Here is an 18,475-nt window from a genome sequence, read left to right as displayed (position 1 = left end):
GTGTTATAATAACAGCAAAATATTAAAAAAAAATGACGATTATTGCGAAGAACATTGTAAATGTTGCTATATGAGAGGATGGCATCGAGTGAAACAATCTGATCTTATTCCGGTAATAAATAAAGGTTTTGAAATTCATTATTTTAATAAAAAAAATCAACCCGAGAAATACAACGGATCTGCTGAGAGATTTTCCCTTATCGAATCCTTATTCCAGTTACACAGGCACGATGTTTTGGAGCTTCTTGTATTTTTAGAGGGGGAGTGTGAATTCTTTTGCGAGGGAAAAACCTATTCCTTAAAAAGAGGGGATATTGTTGTGACCCCCCCATATGCTGTTCATAAGGCGAATGTTAAGAATTTCGATACCTATGAACGTTTCATTATTAGTGTTAGTGAGCATTTAATGGCCGACTTTCTATCTAGTTCACCTTCTATGAGGGAACATATTACGTACCAAAAGGCACAGGGTTCTCACGTGTTACATCTGCATTCAAAAAATTTTCAAGAGACCATTTCTTTACTTCAAGAAATAACGAATAGAAAAGAAAGTGGTGAAGATCACTTTTCCTTTACCTACCATTTCCTATTATTTCAAGCGCTTCAAGTCATCTTCGATCCTGCGAGTAGTATGCCTATCCTAGGTGATCCGGGTGAACAAGACCAAAGATTCTTATCGATACTAGAATACATAGAATCCCATTTGACAGCGCCAGATTTAAGTCTGGAAACAATCTCTCACTATTTTCATTTAAATAAATACTATTTTTCTCATTACTTTAAAAAAAATATGAACTTGCCTTTTTACCGTTATGTATCATTAAAGCGACTATCTTTTGCGGTAACGATGATTAAACAAAATCAGATTTCCATAGAGGAAATCGCGTTGAAATGCGGTTTTCCTGATTATTCGAGTTTTTATAGACTTTTCAAAAAGGAATACCATCTTTCTCCCAAAAAACTCCAGAAGGAATATAAAAATTTATAGTAAGCTTATTAAATACAAACAGCGGCAATCACAGGAATTGTCGCTGTTTGTTATTAGAGTGTCCCCGATTCCAGTCGGAATCCTTCCACGACTACATCTTCATCGACCTCCAACAATAGACACCGTTTTCCTTCATATGTAATGTATTTTACATATTTCAAGTCTTTCGGATTGATGGATACATCGGCTACCTTCGTATTAATCTTGATGGTTTTAGGAACTAAACTGCTTGCTTTGAATTCATGTTTTTCGTCTTCCACAACCTTCTTGAAGGCATGTTCTACTTTGGCCGTTTCTACATTATCAACCCCGCTTACCGTTAAGATCCGTTCGATATCCCGGGTATCCAATGTTGGGATTTCACTCTCTTCATTTTCTTGACTCTCCAGAACCAACTTATCAATTTCCTCGTAGACATTCGAAATGACTTGGGAATCGACCTCGTCTCCAATCACTTCTTTTAAGATAAAATCAAAACAGTCCTTATCTTCTTGTGCCGTAATGATTTCTTCACAATTAAGAACTACTTCAATAAATCCAAAGTCAGGCTGATTAGCTTTCCCTGCACAATAGAGAATATGGTTCACATCTGCAGCATTGTCATTAAACGCTGGAAAAAGAAAGCCGGACAACGGAGAGTCTAAATTAATTATCGGATCAAAAAAGTTATGCGATTTGAATTCCTTCTCAATATAATCAAACGTCAAGGCCTTTTTCGGCTGATCAATTTTATTTAGACTGCAAAGGATAAACCCATTGGAATAGACCTCGTCATCCCCGCCTTCTTCAGATTCCCCATTCCGTTTCCGTGTCTGCTTTCGATATTCTCCCCGGATAAACGTCACTACCGTATCAAATTCATAAACGGTATGGGCAAACATTTTCGTGACGATTTCCAGCATATATTCCTTCCAATCGTCCGATGTATCTGCCTGCAGCCCTTCATAGAGGAACATTTGGCTGCTGTCTTCCACATCACGGATAAATTTCAGCTCAAACAGTTTGGCATCAAGATGCCCCGTCAAAACCTTTTTAAAGTTTGCTAAAAACAATTCTTGAGCTTCTTGCTCTAACATTTCAAACGGCTGACTGATATGGTGATAAATATCGCCTGATTCCTTCTGAACATACACATTGAAGATTTCTCGGATGTTCATCAGATGATTATCTAATTTAAATTGCTTGCGGATATTCGCAATGTCTTTTTTATTCACAGAACTCAACTCCCATTCCCCATTATACTAAAGGAGGATAGAATTACTCCATCGATTTACAACTACCTAATTGTTTACAAGAATTTCATATATTATCCATGCGCAAAGGAAGAATAAGCCAAAGGGGCGGCACCCTGCTTTAAGAGTGGTTTCAAAATGCAGGAATCCAGTTTCGCAAGAATGAAAAAAAGGGCTTCCCCAAAGTTTGCTCAACTCACGGAAAACCTCTTTATTTTAAGATTCACTTGGCTTACTTTTCTTTGGAAACGGAATACCATTTAATCACCGGGGATGCTTGGAAGTAATCCTTGAAGTGCATGGATAAGATTGTTAATAATGGTTAGTTGCTGCGGGTTCAGTGTCCCCGAGCCGTCGGTAAAAACACTCACACAGACCGGACAAACCTCAACATGAATTCCCAATAAATTAATTGCTAGTCCACCAGGAATGTCCACAGTAAGAACTGGTGTTGAGCCTGAAGGTGGAGTGCAGGTCTCGCAATTAGTTCGTAAACCCATGAAGTCAACTCCTTTCTTTAAAAATTAATAAATAAATGATGAAAGAAGGGCTCCCATCGCATTGGTCCTTTAACGACGTTGGAACCCCTCCCTTTTATTAAAAGGACCCTATACAGTGAAGACATAAATGTCTATCTATAGGATCCTTTTTAACCCCCTTTTCATTTAGGCACCAGGGACGCTTGGAATTAAGCCATGAAGTGCTTGGAGAAGGCTGTTAGCAATTGTGGTTTGCTGAGAAGTAAGTGGTCCTGTTCCGCCTGTGAATACACTCACACAGACTGGACAAACCTCAACATGGATTCCCAGTAAATTGATAGCTAGTCCACCAGGAATGTCCACAGTAAGAATTGGTGTTGAATCCGCAGGAGGAGTACAAGTCTCGCAGTTCGTTAATAAAGCCATGATTTCACCCCCTTCCTATAAGGACTACTATATAAGTATGAGTGGAGGGAGAGTCCAGTATAGGTATATTGGACAAGCAATTTAAAAATGTTCATCTGTCCATAAGGGAAAGAACTCGAGGATATTCCTCTGTAATGTATGAGAAGGATCTTATCGAGGAGGTGCTGAAAGAGACATCCCTGCTAAAAAGAGGCTTCCCATAAGTTTGCTCAACTTATGAGAAGCCTCTTTTAGTATAACTCCATGCTAACAAAATGTTCTTCTTACCTAAAATCCGTTGCAGCAGTGGTTTACTTTAAGTTTTTAACTCCAGTTTCTAATATTTCCATTTGCAGCAGCGTCTGTTCGTCTGTAATGGTTTTATCTTTCCCATTGATGATGGCTTCATATAAATCATCGTACACTCTTCCATAATCACCATTTACGGATTTCACTGTTTCCTCATGAATTGTACCTTCTTCATCAATATAGGTCAGTACACCATAATGTTTGATTGTATCGATACCAAAATCTTTGTTATCAGGCATGTAAAATAACTTTAAATGTTCTTCCTGACGATCTTTCGTTTCTTTGACAAAGGATCCCTTTTTGCCATGAACGATGAAGCTAGGTCTTTCCTTGAGTCTAAAATAGCTTGATTTTACAGAAACCTTTAACTCGCCATAATAAAGATCTAAATCAAAGTAATCATTCATTCTTCCTTGTCCTAATAATTGCCTTACATCATAATGTAATGAATCTGGCTTGCCAAAATAGCTGATAACCTGATCCAGTGTATGACAGCCATGCCCATATAAAAATGACTCGGCGGGATTAAAGGAATGTGCAGATTCAGGTACTTCGGGACGATAATAGTCATAATGCATTTCGACTTCGAGCAAGTCCCCTAATTTCCCTTCTTCAATGACCTTTTGAACGGTCAAAAAGTCACTGTCAAAACGTCTGTTTTGATACGTCTGTACAATTAATCCTTTCTCTTTTGCGAGTGCGAATATTTCTTTTGCCTGTTCTGAGGTTTCCATAAAAGGCTTTTCAACCAGACAGTGTTTATTATTGTTTACTACTAATTTTGCGTATTCAAGATGACTATCCGTTCTTGTGCAGACCACAATGAGTTGAATGTCCTTGTCATTTACTAGTTCCTCTAAATCAGAAGTATAATTTACTCCTGGAATCCGATCCCAACTTTCACGCTTAGGATTTCTTTGATAAATTGTTTTTACCTTTATGTTCTCTCTTTGCAGGACGAACGGCAGATGATACCTGTTTGTGCTTTTTCCGTTTCCAATAAAACCAATCGTAAGCATAGCGGCCCCCTTAAACATAGTTGTTTTTAATATAAAGAGCACCACCTTAAACATACTAGGTGATGCTCCTCTATTTTGTTTATTACATTAAGTGGATTAAGTGGAAGACGATACCAACCACGAACAATCCAAGAATCATAAGGATTGGAGAAACTTTTTTCTTAAGCAGCCACATGCAAAGGAATGTGATTAAGAGTCCAGCAAAACCAGGAATTAAGCTGTCCAAGTTGCCTTGTAATGTAGTTACTTTAACAGGTTCTAATGAAAGACCAGCTGCTTGTTGTTCTAATGCAGCTTTAATCCCTTTTGCTCCTGCAGGTAAGTTGTTCCAGTCAATATACGCACCTTTGGAGAGTTTAACTTCGGATACAACAGGCGCAAATCTGACAGATACCCACCGGTTAACTAATGAACCAAGGATGAACATACCCAGGATGGATGCACCTTTTGTAATATCTTGAAGTAATCCGCCAGATAAGTCGTCCGAAATTTTAGAACCAGCTTTGTAACCAAATTCTTGCGTATACCACGTGAATCCCATACGAATAAGATTCCATAAAACGAAGAAAATAATCGGCCCAAGGATGTTACCGGTCAAAGCTAGAGAAGCGCCTAACGCACCAAGGATCGGTCTAACCGTGAACCAGAAAACTGGATCCCCGATACCTGCTAAAGGCCCCATCATACCGACTTTAACACCTTGAATGGCTGTGTCATCAACAGGCGCACCATTTGCACGTTCTTCTTCAAGTGCTAACGTTACACCAATAATAGGTGAAGCTACATATGGGTGCGTATTAAAGAATTCTAAATGACGTTTTAGTGCTGCAGCACGATCTTCTTTTGATTTATATAATTTTTTGATTGCGGGAATCATCGTGTATGCCCAACCACCGTTTTGCATACGTTCATAGTTCCAAGAACCTTGAAGGAAAGTGGAACGCCACCAAACAGAAATACGATCTTTTTTTGATAATCTTAATTCATTTGCCATTTTTATCCGCCCTCCTTCTTAGTAACTGTCAATAATATCGCCTAGTGGATCACCAGTGTTTCCGTTTCCGCCATTACCTGAACCGCCTTGTTTAGAAAGCGCTAAGTAGATAAGTGCGAGTGCCACACCGATTGCCCCAAGACCGATAAGTGTAATTTGTGAAATACATGCTAATACAAAACCAATTACGAAGAATGGCCATACTTCTTTTGTAGCCATCATGTTAATAACCATTGCATAACCAACAGCTACGACCATTCCCCCACCAATTGCTAAACCGTCTGTCAACCAAGTTGGCATAGCTGTGAGTAAGTCTCTAACCGGACCTGCGCCAACAGCTACGATTAATGCAGCTGGAATGGCAATACGTAACCCTTGCATGCAGATGGCGGCGACTTGCCAAAATTCAACTTTTCTGAAGTTTCCTTCTTGAGCGGCAGCATCCATAAAGTGGACGACTGCTGTTGCTAGTGTACGAACGATAATGGTTAATAAAAGGCCAGCAACTGCAAGCGGAACAGCGATCGCAATGGCAGAAGCCACACCAGCTTTACCTTGTCCACCTAAAACTAAAATAATAGCAGATGCAACTGATGCTAACGCAGCATCCGGTGCTACGGCAGCTCCGATGTTTGCCCAACCTAAAGCGATCAGTTGAAGAGTACCACCTAAGATAAGACATGGTACTAAGTTTCCTGTAACTAAGCCAATTAACGTACACGCTACAAGCGGTTGGTGGAATTGGAATTCATCCAAAATCCCTTCCATACCAGCTAAGAATGCTACGATAAAGACTAATATTATTTGAATCACATTCAAATCCATGTTATTAATCCTCCGTTTTCTCTGGATTTATTTTAGTTTCTTTAACTCTTCTTGAGCCTTCTTGATAATTTCGTCCATGTTGCCTTTTGAATCGTTCGGCACTTTACGTACATCGAAGTTCAAACCAGCATCTTTTAACTTATTGAAAGTATTAATATCATCTTGGTTAAAGGCCAATACCTTATTTGGTTGAACTTTACCAATTGAGTGTGCCATAGATCCAACGTTGATTGTTTTCAATGGAACGCCACCTTCAACCGCTCTAAGCGCATCCTGCGGGTTTTCGAAAAGAAGTAACGCGCGCTGGCCGCCGAAGTGTTGATCATCTTTTGCAAGTTCGATCATTTTTTTGACAGGAACAACGTGTGCCTTTACACCTGGAGGTGCAGCCTGTTGGATCAATTTCTTACGAAGATCATCCTTCGCTACTGCATCAGATACCACGATGATGCGTGTAGGCTGTGTCGTTTTTGTCCACGCAGTCGCTACTTGTCCGTGAAGAAGTCGTGAGTCAATACGAGCTAACACGTATTCAAATTTACCAGGAGCACCTGCATTCGATGGTTTAGCAGCAGCTGGTGCAGAGACTTGCACCGGTTCTAATTCTTCAGGTTTTACTTTAACCCCTTCTTTTGCTGTGCCCAAAATATGCGCGGCAATTTCATGCGCAGCATTCATGGAGAAGCGTGATGCAAAAACTTCAATCAACATTGGTAAGTTCATACCAGCAACGATTGCCCATTTATCTTCGTGTCCTTCAATCAAGCTATTGGCTTGGTTGAAAGGAGTTCCACCCCAAAGATCTACTAAGAATAATACTTCGTCTTGGTTGTCGAAAGAGGCGATTGCATCTTTTATTTTTGCTTTTACATCATCAGGTCCTTCACTCGGCATCAATGTAACTGCTTTTACATTTTCTTGTTTTCCAAAGATCATCTCTCCGGATTGCAAGATACCAGTAGCAAATTCACCGTGACTAGCAATGATAATTCCTACCATCTTTTTACCTCCTATTATTAGTATTTTTCAGCTCATCTAAGCGATTACAGTTTCAACATAAACATAAAAAAGGCATGAGCAAAAAGTCGATTAGATGAAGATATAGGTATAGAGTACCCCTTATTCTTCAAATCAATCAATACTTTTCACTCATGCCTGATCGAATCAGTAACACGTTAAAAAATAATGGCTATATAAATTTGTTTTTGCAAACGCTGTAATTAATGTGATCAAAAAACAGCTTCTGCATCACTTTAATGAGCTTCCTTAGGTATTATAGCATACCGATATTCCTCTTTCAAGTGGGTAAAATGTATTATTTATTTGTACCCGTTTATCTGGTAGCAATTTGAAGTTTTACAAACAAAAAGACAAGTTTCAATCAGTCTTGACTGGAACTATTACTTTTTAGATTTACTCTTCAAACTGCGTTTAATAACATCAAAGAAACTTAATGATTGGACCATATGGCTCGGATCAACGTAATTGCGAATGACGCGCAAAACTTTTTTTGGGTCTTTTGAAGAAAATGTATACGTCCCATTCCGCTTCGTTTTGATCGCATAACGCGGGATCCATTTTCCTTTGAGCATGACTGAAGCGATCACGTGATCTACTTCTTCCCAAGGAATTTGGATAAACTTACGAGCATCACGACTATTGAAGAATTCAAATCCTTTGTCTCCAATCATAATTTTACCATACTCCGCAATTCCCATATGTGAAGTTGCATCCATAACTAAATCGACTTTTGTACTGATTGATTGGACCATAATAGTTCTCCATTTCATTCTTATAATAAATCATTATTATACTCTTTTTATCACTTTAAGCAATGAATAACCTGGGACAAATTCGAGCAGTATCTTCAAATAATCATGACCGAAAAAATATCGGACACCATCACAAAGAATAGAACTGAGAAGATGAGTACCTATTATAGGTTTTGGCAATCTGAGTATCTATTTTATCTAAAAACTAAGATCTTCTCCATTAGTTGCAATCACTTTCTTGTACCAATCAAATGATTTTTTCTTTGTTCTCTTTAATGTTCCATTTCCTTCATCGTCCATATCTACATAAATAAAACCATAGCGTTTTTTCATCTCGCCCGTTCCTGCTGAAACTAAATCAATGCAGCCCCATGGTGTATAGCCCATTAAGTCAACACCATCTAAAGTAACGGCCTTCTTCATTTCTGCAATATGATCTCGGAAGTATTGGATCCGATAATCATCTTCCACATATCCATTTTCATCCCGATTATCAATGGTTCCCATTCCGTTTTCAACAATAAAGAGAGGCTTTTGATAGCGGTCATAAAGTTCAGACAAAGTGTATCTTAGCCCAATTGGATCAATCGCCCAACCCCACTCTGTTTTTTCTACGAAAGGATTTACATCCCCCATTTGCCCGCCGGTATCCGTATTTTGAACAATTTCGGTATGATACACACTGCTACGGTAATAACTAAAAGATAAAAAGTCGGATGGGTGCGCCATGATGATTTCATCATCCCCAGGTTCTTTATTTATCGTTACCCCCATCTCTTCAAAGAAGCGATCAGCGTAGGATGGGTAATATCCCCTCATCATGACATCAGAATAAATCAATGCCCCTCTTCGATAATCTAAAGCACCAAATATATTTTCCGGCTTGCAATCTTTCGGATAAATACAGCTTAATGCAACCATACAGCCAATCTTTGCATCTGGAATGATGTCGTGACATAGTTTATTGGCTAGGGCACTCGCAACAAACATATGATGCTTTGCTTGATAACGTACCTGCGCGGTAGCCTCCCTGGTTCCCATAAAGGCATAACCATTTAATACATTAATTTCGTTAATAGTGATCCAATACTTCACTAAATTTTTATATCTTGTAAAGACTTCATGGCACATTCTTAAAAAGCAATCGATCGTCTCGCGGCCGCCCCAACCATTAAAATGTTCAGCCAAATAAGCAGGAGTTTCAAAATGATAAAGAGTGACTAATGGTTCGATGTTATACTTTTTACACTCTTTAAAAACATCTTCGTAAAATTTTAACCCTTCCTCATTGGGTTGTTCTCCTTCAATTCCACCTTTAGGGAAAATACGGGACCAACTAAGAGATAGCCGGAAACTCTTAAAGCCCATTTCTCCAAAAAGAGCAATATCTTCTTTGTAATGGTGGTAAAAATCAACCGCTTTATGGCTTGGATAATAAACATTTTCATCAATATAGCCCGATGCACCTTCGGGTATCGTATCAATTTCGGGGTCTCCGGTCGGTCGTCGATTTACCATTGTTTTTGTGCCATCTTTTAACTGGATCGTAATTTTTCTTGGCCGGTCTGCAGAACCATTTGTTATGAAGTCGCTTGTTGCAAGCCCTCTGCTGCCTTGATTGTATCCACCTTCATATTGGTTTGCAGCTGTAGCTCCACCCCATAAAAAATTTTCCGGGAATGTTTTTTTCATTAAAGTTCATTTCCTTTCTTTTAGAAAGACTATGGCGTCAAAAGCAAATTACGCCCCTTACTATCATTGAAAGAGTTAGTATGCCAAATTGAATAAAAAAAGCCCAAAGTATGTTGGGCCATTAAAATTCCGTATGTTTTAAGCCTTTTTGATAAGTTTATGCAAATCGATAATTTCACTGGCTAAATCTTTAAGCGTCAGCGATGTCATTAAATGGTCTTGTGCATGAATCATAATAAGAGGCAGATTGAATTCTGTTCCGCCTGCTTCCTTTTGGATTAAGTCAGTTTGAACATGATGTGCTTCATTAAAGGCAGAATCTGCTTCGGCTAATTTGGCATCTGCTTCATCAAAATTACCATCCTTAGCAGCATACATTGCTTCCATTGCAAAGCTTTTTGCATTTCCTGCATGAAGGATTAATTGAAATGCATGGTTGTAAAGTTCTTCTTTATTCATGGTTAACAACGGCCTTTCATGTGATTTACTAGGAAAGGGGCCGTCCCCTCTCCTGCCAATTATGTGTCAATATTTAAAGTAACATTAGGCACTAGTCAAACTAATGCCTAGCACTTTCTTACGCGATTTCTGTTTTACCTGCGTTCATCGCATCTTCTTCTCTCTTCTTCGCTTTATCATAAATTTTGAAGAATGGAAGATAAATGACGAACGAAATGGCAATGTTAACCAAATTCATAACAGCACCCGAAATATGTCCACCAGATGCAAGATAGCCTGAGATAATTGGCGGCATTGTCCAAGGTACTGCTACACCAGAAGGTTTTGCAACCAATCCCATATCCATTCCAAGGAATGTTACAATAACGGTAACAATTGAAGTAAGGACGAATGGAATGATCATGATTGGGTTTAACACAATTGGCATACCAAAGATTAATGGCTCGTTAATGTTAAAGATACTTGGAGCAAACGCCAAACGTCCAAGACTTTTCATCTGTTGGGATTTAGCAAACAATATCATTGATAGAACCAAACCAAATGTTACACCCGTTCCACCAATATGGACGAAGTTATCCCAGAATTGTTGGGTAACAATGTGTGGCAGAGGTTGTCCAGCTTGATAGGCTGTCATATTATCCCCCATCGCACCAAACCAAATGGGTTCCATGACACTTTTAACAATGTTCGTACCATGTAATCCAGTAGCCCATAATATCGTTACGAATAATTCAGCTACAATGGATCCACCTAAAGTAAGACCTACCATTTTTAGCGGATCACCTAATAGGGTTGTAACTAAGCCGTTGATACTTTCATAAGGAGTCAATTCAACAAGTAAACGGATGACCCAAACCACGACAAGAACAAAGAATCCTGGAATTAAAGCGGCGAATGATTTACCAACACTAGGTGGTACACCCGCTGGCATTTTAATAACAATATCTTTTTTAACCACCCAACGATAAATTTCTGTTGAAATGATGGCAAAAAGTAAGGCAACAAACAAACCTTTACTGCTTAAGAAAGCTTTTGAAATCGCACCAGTTACCAAAACGCCATCCGCTCCAGCAGGAGTAAATAGGAAACTAAATGGTGTTGTCAATAGGAACGCCGCAACGGAAATAGCACCGGCACTCATCGCGTCAAGCTTATAGCCTTCTGCTAATCGGTAAGCAACCGCGAATGCGGCAATAATTGACATGATATTGAACGTTGCATCTACTGGATAACTTAATTTAGCAGCCCATGTTGGACCGAAAATAGAAGTCATCCAATCAGCGTAACCCGGGATTGGCAAATTGGCTAGTATCAGGAAGAACGAACCAATGACAATGAAGGGCATCGTCGCAATGAGACCATCACGGAGAGCCAATAAGTGTCTTTGCGCACCAATTTTTCCTGCAACAGGCATGACTTTCTCTTCTAGAAAGCTGTTGAATTTACTCATTCTCTTTTTCTCCCTTTATTATTTATTATTTGTTATTTACTAGATTTATAGCTGTTTTTAAAACTTCTGGACCATTACATGTACCATAGTGGATTGGATTGATTGCATCCACTGGAATACCCTTTTCTTCCCCTAGCTTTTTCATATTTGAAAGCAGGTATCTAACTTGAGGTCCTAAAAGTAGGACATCCGCATTGTCAATATGTTGATTGACTGAATTAGCTGCAACTGCCCAAATTTTCCCTTCTACGCCTTGTTCTTGGGCTGCCTTTTCCATCTTGGTCACCAACAAGCTTGTACTCATCCCTGCTGCACAACATAATAAAATATTCATCGATTTATTCCTCCTATTATCTGTAAATGTTATTTATTAAAAACAATTAGCCAATGAATCTAAGCTGTTTTAAGAGTACTTTAATCACTTTCTGTTTATAGTTTATGGTGAAAACGGTTTATTTTACAGAAAGGATTTTTCCGTTACGTAACGGAAATATAGTGAATACATGAAGTTTTAGGTAGGTCCATTACATATCCCCCGATAATATGCCCATAACTAAAAAGGGTATCCCTTTTGGAATACCCTCGTACAGTTAAGATTCATTTAATATCTTTATAATTTCTTCCGCTGATTCACTCTTAAGAATTTTTTGGACCGTTGTACTGTTTTCAACTAGCGCAATGAGCCTTTTATACATCCTTTCCAGGTCATCCTCAGGCACCTTTCTGATGTTTAACAAGCAGATAAATTGAACCCTATGTTTATCGGCCCATTCGATTGGCTTCTTTAATGTGCACACCGTCCAAAATGTTTCCTCTGTTTCTGGTGTAAGTGGATGCGGGATGGCCACAAGATTTCCAAAGCTGGTTGGAGCGACCGCCTCTCTTTCCAACACAGAATTTACATACTCTTTGGAGACAAGTTTTTGAGTGAATAATTCTTCACACAAAAAACGGATAACGCTTTCTTTATTCTCAAATTCTTTATGAATAAATACTCTGGATTCATCTAAATAGCTCTGTTCCTCACACACGATGGCAGACGACAATCCCTTACGGATATTTGCAATATCTCCTTCTCCTAAAAAGGTATTGACCACTTGTACTGGAACACCTATTTCTTCTTTTATTGGAATCGTACTAATAATAAAATCAATGGCGGAAAGATCGTATTCTTTTAATTGATAATAATTGGTTGTAGCCACAATATCGATTTCATCTTTAAATACATTTTGTAAACGATAAAACAAAAGCTTGGCGCTCCCAACACCAGAAGCACACACGATAATCACTCGTTTTACCTTTTTTTGCCTTGTCTTTATTCTTTCTAATGCCACCCCGATATGTAAGGCAATATAAGCAATTTCGTGTTCTCCTACCTCTACCTCCAAATATTCGTCGATACATCTACTCGCGATAGCAGCCCCCTCAAAAGCGCTTGGATATTTCCGCTTAATTTCGTCTAATAATGGATTCCGAATATTCATGTTATAGCGCAGCCGGTTCATTGCTGGCCGAATGTGCAACGCCAGCGCTTGAATGAATTCCGAGTCTTCGTGAAAATCCCAATTTAATTCGGTTTTCAATCTTTCAATCATACAATGAATGATGGTGTCTACCTCGTCAAATTTACTAAATTCTTGCAAGGTATTCTTATGAATTAATTTTGTCCCCAACAAATGAACAATAATATAATCAATCTCAGATTTTGGGAACTTCAAACTGGTGAACTCCTCTACTTCTTTGACAATTTCATTCGCCACTATTTTCTCAAAGGGGTATTTTTCGGCTAAATCGTTTTCAAGGATTTCAATGACAAATCCTTCTTCAATTCTCTTGCATCCGATTGTGATATGGGTTGCTAAATTTTCAAGAGCAATGTCAGATATCTCAATTTTGTATTCATTCACTTTTTTTATGATCGTTTCCTTTATCTTTTCAAACTGGTTTTGATCCAAGAGATGAAAAGAATGGCTATCAATGTTTAAATTACTATTTCTTCTTAAAATATAATTTGAAAAACATAGCCGTTTCATATATTCATCGCCTTCGACCTGCGTGCCATGATGCGGTCTGGAGACTAACTTCAAATGATAACTCTCTAATATTTCTCGGACGAGTTTTAAGTCATTTTGAAGTTTTGGCTTGGAAATAAATAGCTCTTCCTCTAAACTTTCTAATTTTATAGGTTCTCTTTCTAATAAAAATCTTTTTAACATATACAAAACCCGATTTGACTGTTCGGAAAAATCAGATTGGACTTCTTCTATCGTATCATTCGTATTAGGGCTAAATTCTTTTTCAAACACATTAAAATCCTTTATTTCTAATAGATACCCTTTTCCTCTAACCGATTCAATCCTGCCTCCTAACGAAGACGATTGTGATTGAAGGTCTTTAATCTCGGTGCGAATGGTTCTGTCACTCACACCAAGTTCTTTTGCTATCCATTCGGCTGTAACAGGTTCTTTCTCCTTCATTAAAGACAACACGATGTCTCTTTGTCGTTTCGACACCATTTATTTATCTACTACCTTTCTTTATAAGTTGATCAAATCTATTATTTATAGTTGCCCACTTCTGCAACTAACGTTTAAATGACTAAATTAATTGTACACCTCTAACAGCAGTTGTAAAAGAAAGCAATGTACAGGCTACTTCCATATTAACAAAGAAAAGCAAAAAAGCGCTTCCCAAAAGCTAAGAAATAGTAATCATTTGCAACCCGATCCGCTATGTATATTTTATGGCCCCTATCCAAAAAATGAGTAAGGAATGTAAATTGGAGGAGTTGATCCTATATGCCACAATGGCACCCGCATCATACACAAAGGATGTTGCCCCACGAATTATCTGTAAATCCTCTGTTTGCTCGTGAAGGAGAACAGGCAGTTCCCCGCTTTCAGATGCGTGATCAAGGCATGTTACCCGAAACGGCGTATCAAATAATTCATGATGAAATCATTCTTGATGGAAATGCCACTCTGAATCTCGCGACATTCGTTAGCACATGGATGGAGCCTGCTGCAGACCGCTTATATACTGAAACATTCGACAAAAACATGATTGATAAGGATGAGTATCCTCAAACAGCGGCGATAGAGGAACGATGTGTCCGCATTTTAGCCGATCTTTGGCATTCGCCCCAGCCGCAAACCACGATGGGCGTTTCAACGACAGGATCATCGGAAGCTTGTATGCTCGGGGGGCTGGCGTTAAAGCGTCGCTGGCAGCAAGCACGCAAACAGCAAGGGAAGCCGATTGACCAGCCAAATATTGTGTTTAGTTCCGCTGTACAAGTCGTTTGGGAAAAATTTGCAAACTATTGGGATGTGGAACCTCGGTATGTACATATTAGCCCTGATCGACCTTACTTGGACCCTGAAGGGGTTCTCGCTGTCGTGGACGAAAATACAATTGGTGTGGTCCCAATTCTCGGTTTGACCTATACCGGAAGTTACGAACCTGTCGCCGCCATCGCCAAAGCATTAGACGATTTACAGGAGCGGACAGGTCTCGATATTCCGATGCATGTGGATGCTGCTTCGGGAGGCTTTATAGCACCTTTCCTTCAATCAGACCTGGTCTGGGATTTTCAATTACCTAGGGTAAAGTCTATCAATGTATCCGGGCATAAATATGGATTAGTCTACCCTGGTCTGGGATGGGTGATATGGCGGGAAGCGGAAGATCTCCCTGAGGATCTCATCTTCCGTGTTTCCTATTTAGGAGGAAATATGCCAACCTTTGCCCTGAATTTCTCTCGGCCCGGTGCACAAGTCCTCTTGCAATATTACAATTTTCTTCGTTTAGGTAAAGACGGGTACTATCAGGTGCAAAAGGCTTCTCAGGCAGTAGCGCAGTTTCTTAGCAGGGAGATTAAGGGAATGGGGCCATTTGAACTCATAACCGATGGTTCGGATATTCCGGTATTCGCTTGGCGATTGAAGGACGGGTACACATCAAAATGGAATCTTTATGATTTATCTCGGCAATTGCGTACGTTTGGCTGGCAAGTTCCAGCTTATCCTTTGCCCCCAGATATGGAAGATGTAACGATTATGCGGATTGTAGTTCGCAACGGGTTCTCCATGGATCTTGGTCATTTGTTCTTGATGAATCTTAAACAGACCGTCGCCTTTCTGGATGCCTTGGACGGGGCCATACCACATGATACGAAACACGACAATGGCTTTCACCACTAAATACAGAAGGTGCATAAGGTGGTGAGCGTTACCTCGGGATCGTCGGTAGCTTGTATGCTCGGGGTTTGCGTTAAAGCGGCGCTGGTTGTCTTCATGTAACGAAAAACATGAAAAAGAGGCTCTCCACAAGTTATTACAACTGATGAGAAGCCTCTTTCCCTTCTTATATGGTGTCATTCTCCTCACCGATTTGATCAGCTTTTAAACGACTTTGACTAAGAGCAAACAGTTCGCCAATAAATGCTTCTATTTCAGAAGGTGAGTTTGGGATTAATATTTGACGAATGGCAGAACCAAAATACTTTTTAAAATAATCTTTTCTCTCTTGGTTCTTCCCATCACGCTTTGCTGGGCTATACTTCCAAACAATATATGAATTTCCATCAATCAACTCTACATTTTTCAATTCCACTACAGCCTTTTTACCTTTTGTATAGATGACTAGATAATAATTCTCCCCTGAATGAATAAAGGTAAAAATATAGCTTATAGCATTATCCCGTTTTGTTACTTCAAAACCTGATATGGCCTCTTTACCCTTTTGAAAGCCTGGAAGGAAATTTTTAATCGTTACATCTAATTTCTTTATGTCAAACAAAGTAAAATTGGTTTGTTCCATCCCATTTGATAGGAAGACAACTTGCTCCTTTTCCACCATGCATTACCCCCATTCGTCGATACGCCGATTATATCATTAAATTTTTATTTTGTTGAATTGCATCTTCTTATAAAAACAAAACAACTATTTACTGGCACATTAAAAACCCGACCTCCAAACGGAGACAGGGTTTGCCTTTGTTTTTCACCATAAAATAATGTCAGATGGATAATGTCTCCTTCTGAATTCAATTTGCTTTTACATACAAATACGCACTGTTTACAGAGAGAGTGCAATCTTTATTCTTCTAAAAAATCAAATAACATGTCTATTTTCTGATTACTATTCAGCTCTAGTATCTTCCTTTTTACTAATTGTATTTAATACAATACAAACTATGGCAGAAATAGTCAGAGGTAGAAAGGCTATATAAACCTCTGACAAGGCATCTTTAATAGTGTAAAGAACTAAGACAAAACTGGAAACAATGACATATGTTATTACTGTAATGATATTCATTACAAATCTAGATTTATTTTTCATAGAGTTCTTTACAATTGCACCAAAAATTGTAAAGTTGGTGTTCAACTCCTTCTTAGTCATGACAGTTGAGTAGCAAAGTGCAAACAAATTCTGTACAATCTTTTCCTTTTTTCAACACAATTGTAATTTAGATATTATAGAAAGTAAATATCATTTACACCGAATCTAAAAAGGAATTCTACTAAAGATATTTTGTCGGACACTTACTCAGAATTTGTAGATATTTCCCGGGAATTTTGTTGAAATTTGAAAAATGGTGAATCTTATTTCCTTAGGTTCAGATAACTATTAACACTTAATGGAAAATCACCACTTTGAACATCGTAAAGAGGACAATTGAGAAATTAATATGTCAGATGTCGGATTGAACAATGATACGCCAATCCCCCATCTTTAAAAGCTCATATCATTCCCTCCAATTAAATGGGGTTTTGGAGTAAATTTTCATCCGTATCAGGTAACGGTATCGTTTTTATGTACAAGGTATATCGCCCAGCGATACGAAAGACAAAATAGTGACAATCAACTTAAACAGGCACCTTATTTTCGGAATAGGGAGAAAAGCCCACCCCATTTTTCTTTAGGTCTTTGTATCGCATCCTCTAAACGTTTATTAAAATCATTTTGTGAACTCCATTCCTTTTTTTGCTCATCCCGCAAATTTTGAATTTCTCTTTGTAAGAGTTCACTTTTTTGTTTTTCTTGTTGCAACAATGTTTCGTAATGGGTATTTTGTTGTTCAGTTAATTTTTCAATTTTAGTATTAGTTTTTTGGGCTGAATTTGCAATACTAGAACTTATAACATGGTGATCTTGCTGAAGTCGGGATACCGATGTTTTAAGCTGTGACATATCGTCTGTCAGTTGGACATTCATTTCACGTGTCGCTGCGAGTTCATTGACTAAAAACTTTAACACTTCTTTTAATTGATTGGGGTCTTGAGGTAAGTTTTCATATATATCGGGTACCGCTACGTCTGTTTCATTTGATTCTTCTAATCTCTCTTTCTGTTGAAGCACAAGGTCTTTAGCTGTATCGTCTAGTGGCTTGTCCGTATCGCGTAGCGCTATAAGCGCTCCGATGTCAGATTGAACAAAGATACGTCGATCGCCATCTTTTAAAAACTCATATCCATTCCGCTCTAAGATTTGGCCATACTTTCGAACAGTGGGAGTTGCAATCCCTACTTCTTCTGCCGCTTCCTTGGAAGAGAAAGCTCGTTCATTCGGTTGTATATCACGTCGCATATCGTACCTCCTTTTCTATTAAATATGAAGGCTTTTAGATTTATTTGCAAGTTATATCGCCAAGCGATACGAAGTAACTAAAGAGCCAACCAGCCCTTTCTTAGGGGATTCTTTATATAACCTATAGCAATATCGATAGTTATGAGCAGCGTATCGCCACCCGATACATCTGATACATCTGATACATCTGATAAATCATCGATATCGCTAACCTATACGCATGCTTAAGTTCACGGGCTAACTCCTTGTCACGTAAAATC

General features: G+C 38.7%; 17 protein-coding genes. 2 read left to right on the top strand and 15 right to left on the bottom strand.

From position 1 onward, the window contains the following. Window positions 1-88: 88 nt before the first annotated feature. Entirely contained in the window at window positions 89-988 is a 900-nt protein-coding gene (locus RCG19_RS11390) for an AraC family transcriptional regulator (protein WP_308110862.1), read from the top strand. A gap of 53 nt (window positions 989-1,041) precedes the next feature. Here the strand turns inward: RCG19_RS11390 and RCG19_RS11385 are convergent, their stop codons facing one another. The 13 genes from RCG19_RS11385 to RCG19_RS11325 form a co-directional block, all read right to left on the bottom strand. Further along, window positions 1,042-2,202: a DUF4317 domain-containing protein gene (locus tag RCG19_RS11385; protein ID WP_308110861.1), complete on the bottom strand. Its 1,161-nt coding sequence runs from the start codon at window positions 2,200-2,202 to the stop codon at window positions 1,042-1,044. 278 nt (window positions 2,203-2,480) lie between these two features. Next, window positions 2,481-2,720 (bottom strand): hypothetical protein, encoded by a 240-nt coding sequence (locus tag RCG19_RS11380; protein WP_308110860.1) that lies wholly within the window; start codon window positions 2,718-2,720, stop codon window positions 2,481-2,483. Window positions 2,721-2,885: 165 nt separating this feature from the next. Next, window positions 2,886-3,125 (bottom strand): hypothetical protein, encoded by a 240-nt coding sequence (locus RCG19_RS11375; protein ID WP_308110859.1) that lies wholly within the window; start codon window positions 3,123-3,125, stop codon window positions 2,886-2,888. 290 nt (window positions 3,126-3,415) lie between these two features. After that, window positions 3,416-4,432 carry an oxidoreductase gene (locus RCG19_RS11370; protein ID WP_308110858.1) on the bottom strand — a complete coding sequence of 339 codons (1,017 nt, stop codon included), beginning with the start codon at window positions 4,430-4,432 and terminating at the stop codon, window positions 3,416-3,418. Window positions 4,433-4,514: 82 nt separating this feature from the next. After that, complete coding sequence (locus RCG19_RS11365) at window positions 4,515-5,426, bottom strand: PTS system mannose/fructose/sorbose family transporter subunit IID (RefSeq protein ID WP_166244211.1); 912 nt, start codon at window positions 5,424-5,426, stop codon at window positions 4,515-4,517. Window positions 5,427-5,444: 18 nt separating this feature from the next. Next, window positions 5,445-6,251, bottom strand: a complete 807-nt coding sequence (locus tag RCG19_RS11360; protein ID WP_166244209.1) for a PTS mannose/fructose/sorbose transporter subunit IIC — start codon at window positions 6,249-6,251, stop codon at window positions 5,445-5,447. Window positions 6,252-6,278: 27 nt separating this feature from the next. Beyond that, window positions 6,279-7,250: a mannose/fructose/sorbose PTS transporter subunit IIA gene (locus tag RCG19_RS11355; RefSeq protein WP_308110857.1), complete on the bottom strand. Its 972-nt coding sequence runs from the start codon at window positions 7,248-7,250 to the stop codon at window positions 6,279-6,281. A gap of 401 nt (window positions 7,251-7,651) precedes the next feature. Then, window positions 7,652-8,023, bottom strand: coding sequence for a DUF956 family protein (locus tag RCG19_RS11350; protein ID WP_308110856.1), 372 nt, complete (start codon window positions 8,021-8,023; stop codon window positions 7,652-7,654). Window positions 8,024-8,221: 198 nt separating this feature from the next. Further along, window positions 8,222-9,715, bottom strand: coding sequence for a family 1 glycosylhydrolase (locus RCG19_RS11345; RefSeq protein ID WP_308110855.1), 1,494 nt, complete (start codon window positions 9,713-9,715; stop codon window positions 8,222-8,224). 138 nt (window positions 9,716-9,853) lie between these two features. Next, window positions 9,854-10,174: a PTS lactose/cellobiose transporter subunit IIA gene (locus RCG19_RS11340; protein WP_308110854.1), complete on the bottom strand. Its 321-nt coding sequence runs from the start codon at window positions 10,172-10,174 to the stop codon at window positions 9,854-9,856. Window positions 10,175-10,292: 118 nt separating this feature from the next. After that, window positions 10,293-11,624, bottom strand: coding sequence for a PTS cellobiose transporter subunit IIC (celB, locus tag RCG19_RS11335; protein ID WP_166244199.1), 1,332 nt, complete (start codon window positions 11,622-11,624; stop codon window positions 10,293-10,295). A gap of 25 nt (window positions 11,625-11,649) precedes the next feature. Then, window positions 11,650-11,958, bottom strand: a complete 309-nt coding sequence (locus RCG19_RS11330; protein ID WP_166244197.1) for a PTS sugar transporter subunit IIB — start codon at window positions 11,956-11,958, stop codon at window positions 11,650-11,652. Window positions 11,959-12,214: 256 nt separating this feature from the next. Next, window positions 12,215-14,140, bottom strand: coding sequence for a BglG family transcription antiterminator (locus RCG19_RS11325; RefSeq protein WP_308110853.1), 1,926 nt, complete (start codon window positions 14,138-14,140; stop codon window positions 12,215-12,217). Window positions 14,141-14,422: 282 nt separating this feature from the next. On the opposite strand from RCG19_RS11325, the gene RCG19_RS11320 reads away from it, so the two are divergent. Next, complete coding sequence (locus RCG19_RS11320) at window positions 14,423-15,826, top strand: glutamate decarboxylase (protein ID WP_308110852.1); 1,404 nt, start codon at window positions 14,423-14,425, stop codon at window positions 15,824-15,826. 163 nt (window positions 15,827-15,989) lie between these two features. Here RCG19_RS11320 and RCG19_RS11315 read toward each other — a convergent pair whose 3' ends face one another. Next, on the bottom strand, window positions 15,990-16,484 hold the full coding sequence (locus RCG19_RS11315) for a hypothetical protein (RefSeq protein ID WP_308110851.1): 495 nt from the start codon (window positions 16,482-16,484) through the stop codon (window positions 15,990-15,992). Window positions 16,485-17,507: 1,023 nt separating this feature from the next. Further along, window positions 17,508-18,215, bottom strand: coding sequence for an SH3 domain-containing protein (locus RCG19_RS11310; protein WP_308110850.1), 708 nt, complete (start codon window positions 18,213-18,215; stop codon window positions 17,508-17,510). Between the last annotated feature and the right edge of the window lie 260 nt (window positions 18,216-18,475).

It is taken from the genome of Neobacillus sp. OS1-2 (genome assembly GCF_030915505.1).
GTDB lineage: Bacteria > Bacillota > Bacilli > Bacillales > Cytobacillaceae > Neobacillus.
The sequence above is the reverse complement of the archived record's forward strand: the minus strand, read 5'-3'. Positions and strand labels throughout refer to the sequence as shown.

Excerpts from the sequence above, each read along its gene's own strand:
- RCG19_RS11380 (WP_308110860.1), bottom strand. The coding sequence starts at position 2,720 with ATGGGTTTACGAACTAATTGCGAGACCTGCACTCCACCTTCAGGCTCA.
- RCG19_RS11375 (WP_308110859.1), bottom strand. The coding sequence starts at position 3,125 with ATGGCTTTATTAACGAACTGCGAGACTTGTACTCCTCCTGCGGATTCA.
- RCG19_RS11370 (WP_308110858.1), bottom strand. The coding sequence starts at position 4,432 with ATGCTTACGATTGGTTTTATTGGAAACGGAAAAAGCACAAACAGGTAT.
- RCG19_RS11365 (WP_166244211.1), bottom strand. The coding sequence starts at position 5,426 with ATGGCAAATGAATTAAGATTATCAAAAAAAGATCGTATTTCTGTTTGG.
- RCG19_RS11360 (WP_166244209.1), bottom strand. The coding sequence starts at position 6,251 with ATGGATTTGAATGTGATTCAAATAATATTAGTCTTTATCGTAGCATTC.
- RCG19_RS11355 (WP_308110857.1), bottom strand. The coding sequence starts at position 7,250 with ATGGTAGGAATTATCATTGCTAGTCACGGTGAATTTGCTACTGGTATC.
- RCG19_RS11350 (WP_308110856.1), bottom strand. The coding sequence starts at position 8,023 with ATGGTCCAATCAATCAGTACAAAAGTCGATTTAGTTATGGATGCAACT.
- RCG19_RS11345 (WP_308110855.1), bottom strand. The coding sequence starts at position 9,715 with ATGAAAAAAACATTCCCGGAAAATTTTTTATGGGGTGGAGCTACAGCT.
- RCG19_RS11340 (WP_308110854.1), bottom strand. The coding sequence starts at position 10,174 with ATGAATAAAGAAGAACTTTACAACCATGCATTTCAATTAATCCTTCAT.
- celB (WP_166244199.1), bottom strand. The coding sequence starts at position 11,624 with ATGAGTAAATTCAACAGCTTTCTAGAAGAGAAAGTCATGCCTGTTGCA.
- RCG19_RS11330 (WP_166244197.1), bottom strand. The coding sequence starts at position 11,958 with ATGAATATTTTATTATGTTGTGCAGCAGGGATGAGTACAAGCTTGTTG.
- RCG19_RS11325 (WP_308110853.1), bottom strand. The coding sequence starts at position 14,140 with ATGGTGTCGAAACGACAAAGAGACATCGTGTTGTCTTTAATGAAGGAG.
- RCG19_RS11320 (WP_308110852.1), top strand. The coding sequence starts at position 14,423 with ATGCCACAATGGCACCCGCATCATACACAAAGGATGTTGCCCCACGAA.
- RCG19_RS11315 (WP_308110851.1), bottom strand. The coding sequence starts at position 16,484 with ATGGTGGAAAAGGAGCAAGTTGTCTTCCTATCAAATGGGATGGAACAA.
- RCG19_RS11310 (WP_308110850.1), bottom strand. The coding sequence starts at position 18,215 with ATGCGACGTGATATACAACCGAATGAACGAGCTTTCTCTTCCAAGGAA.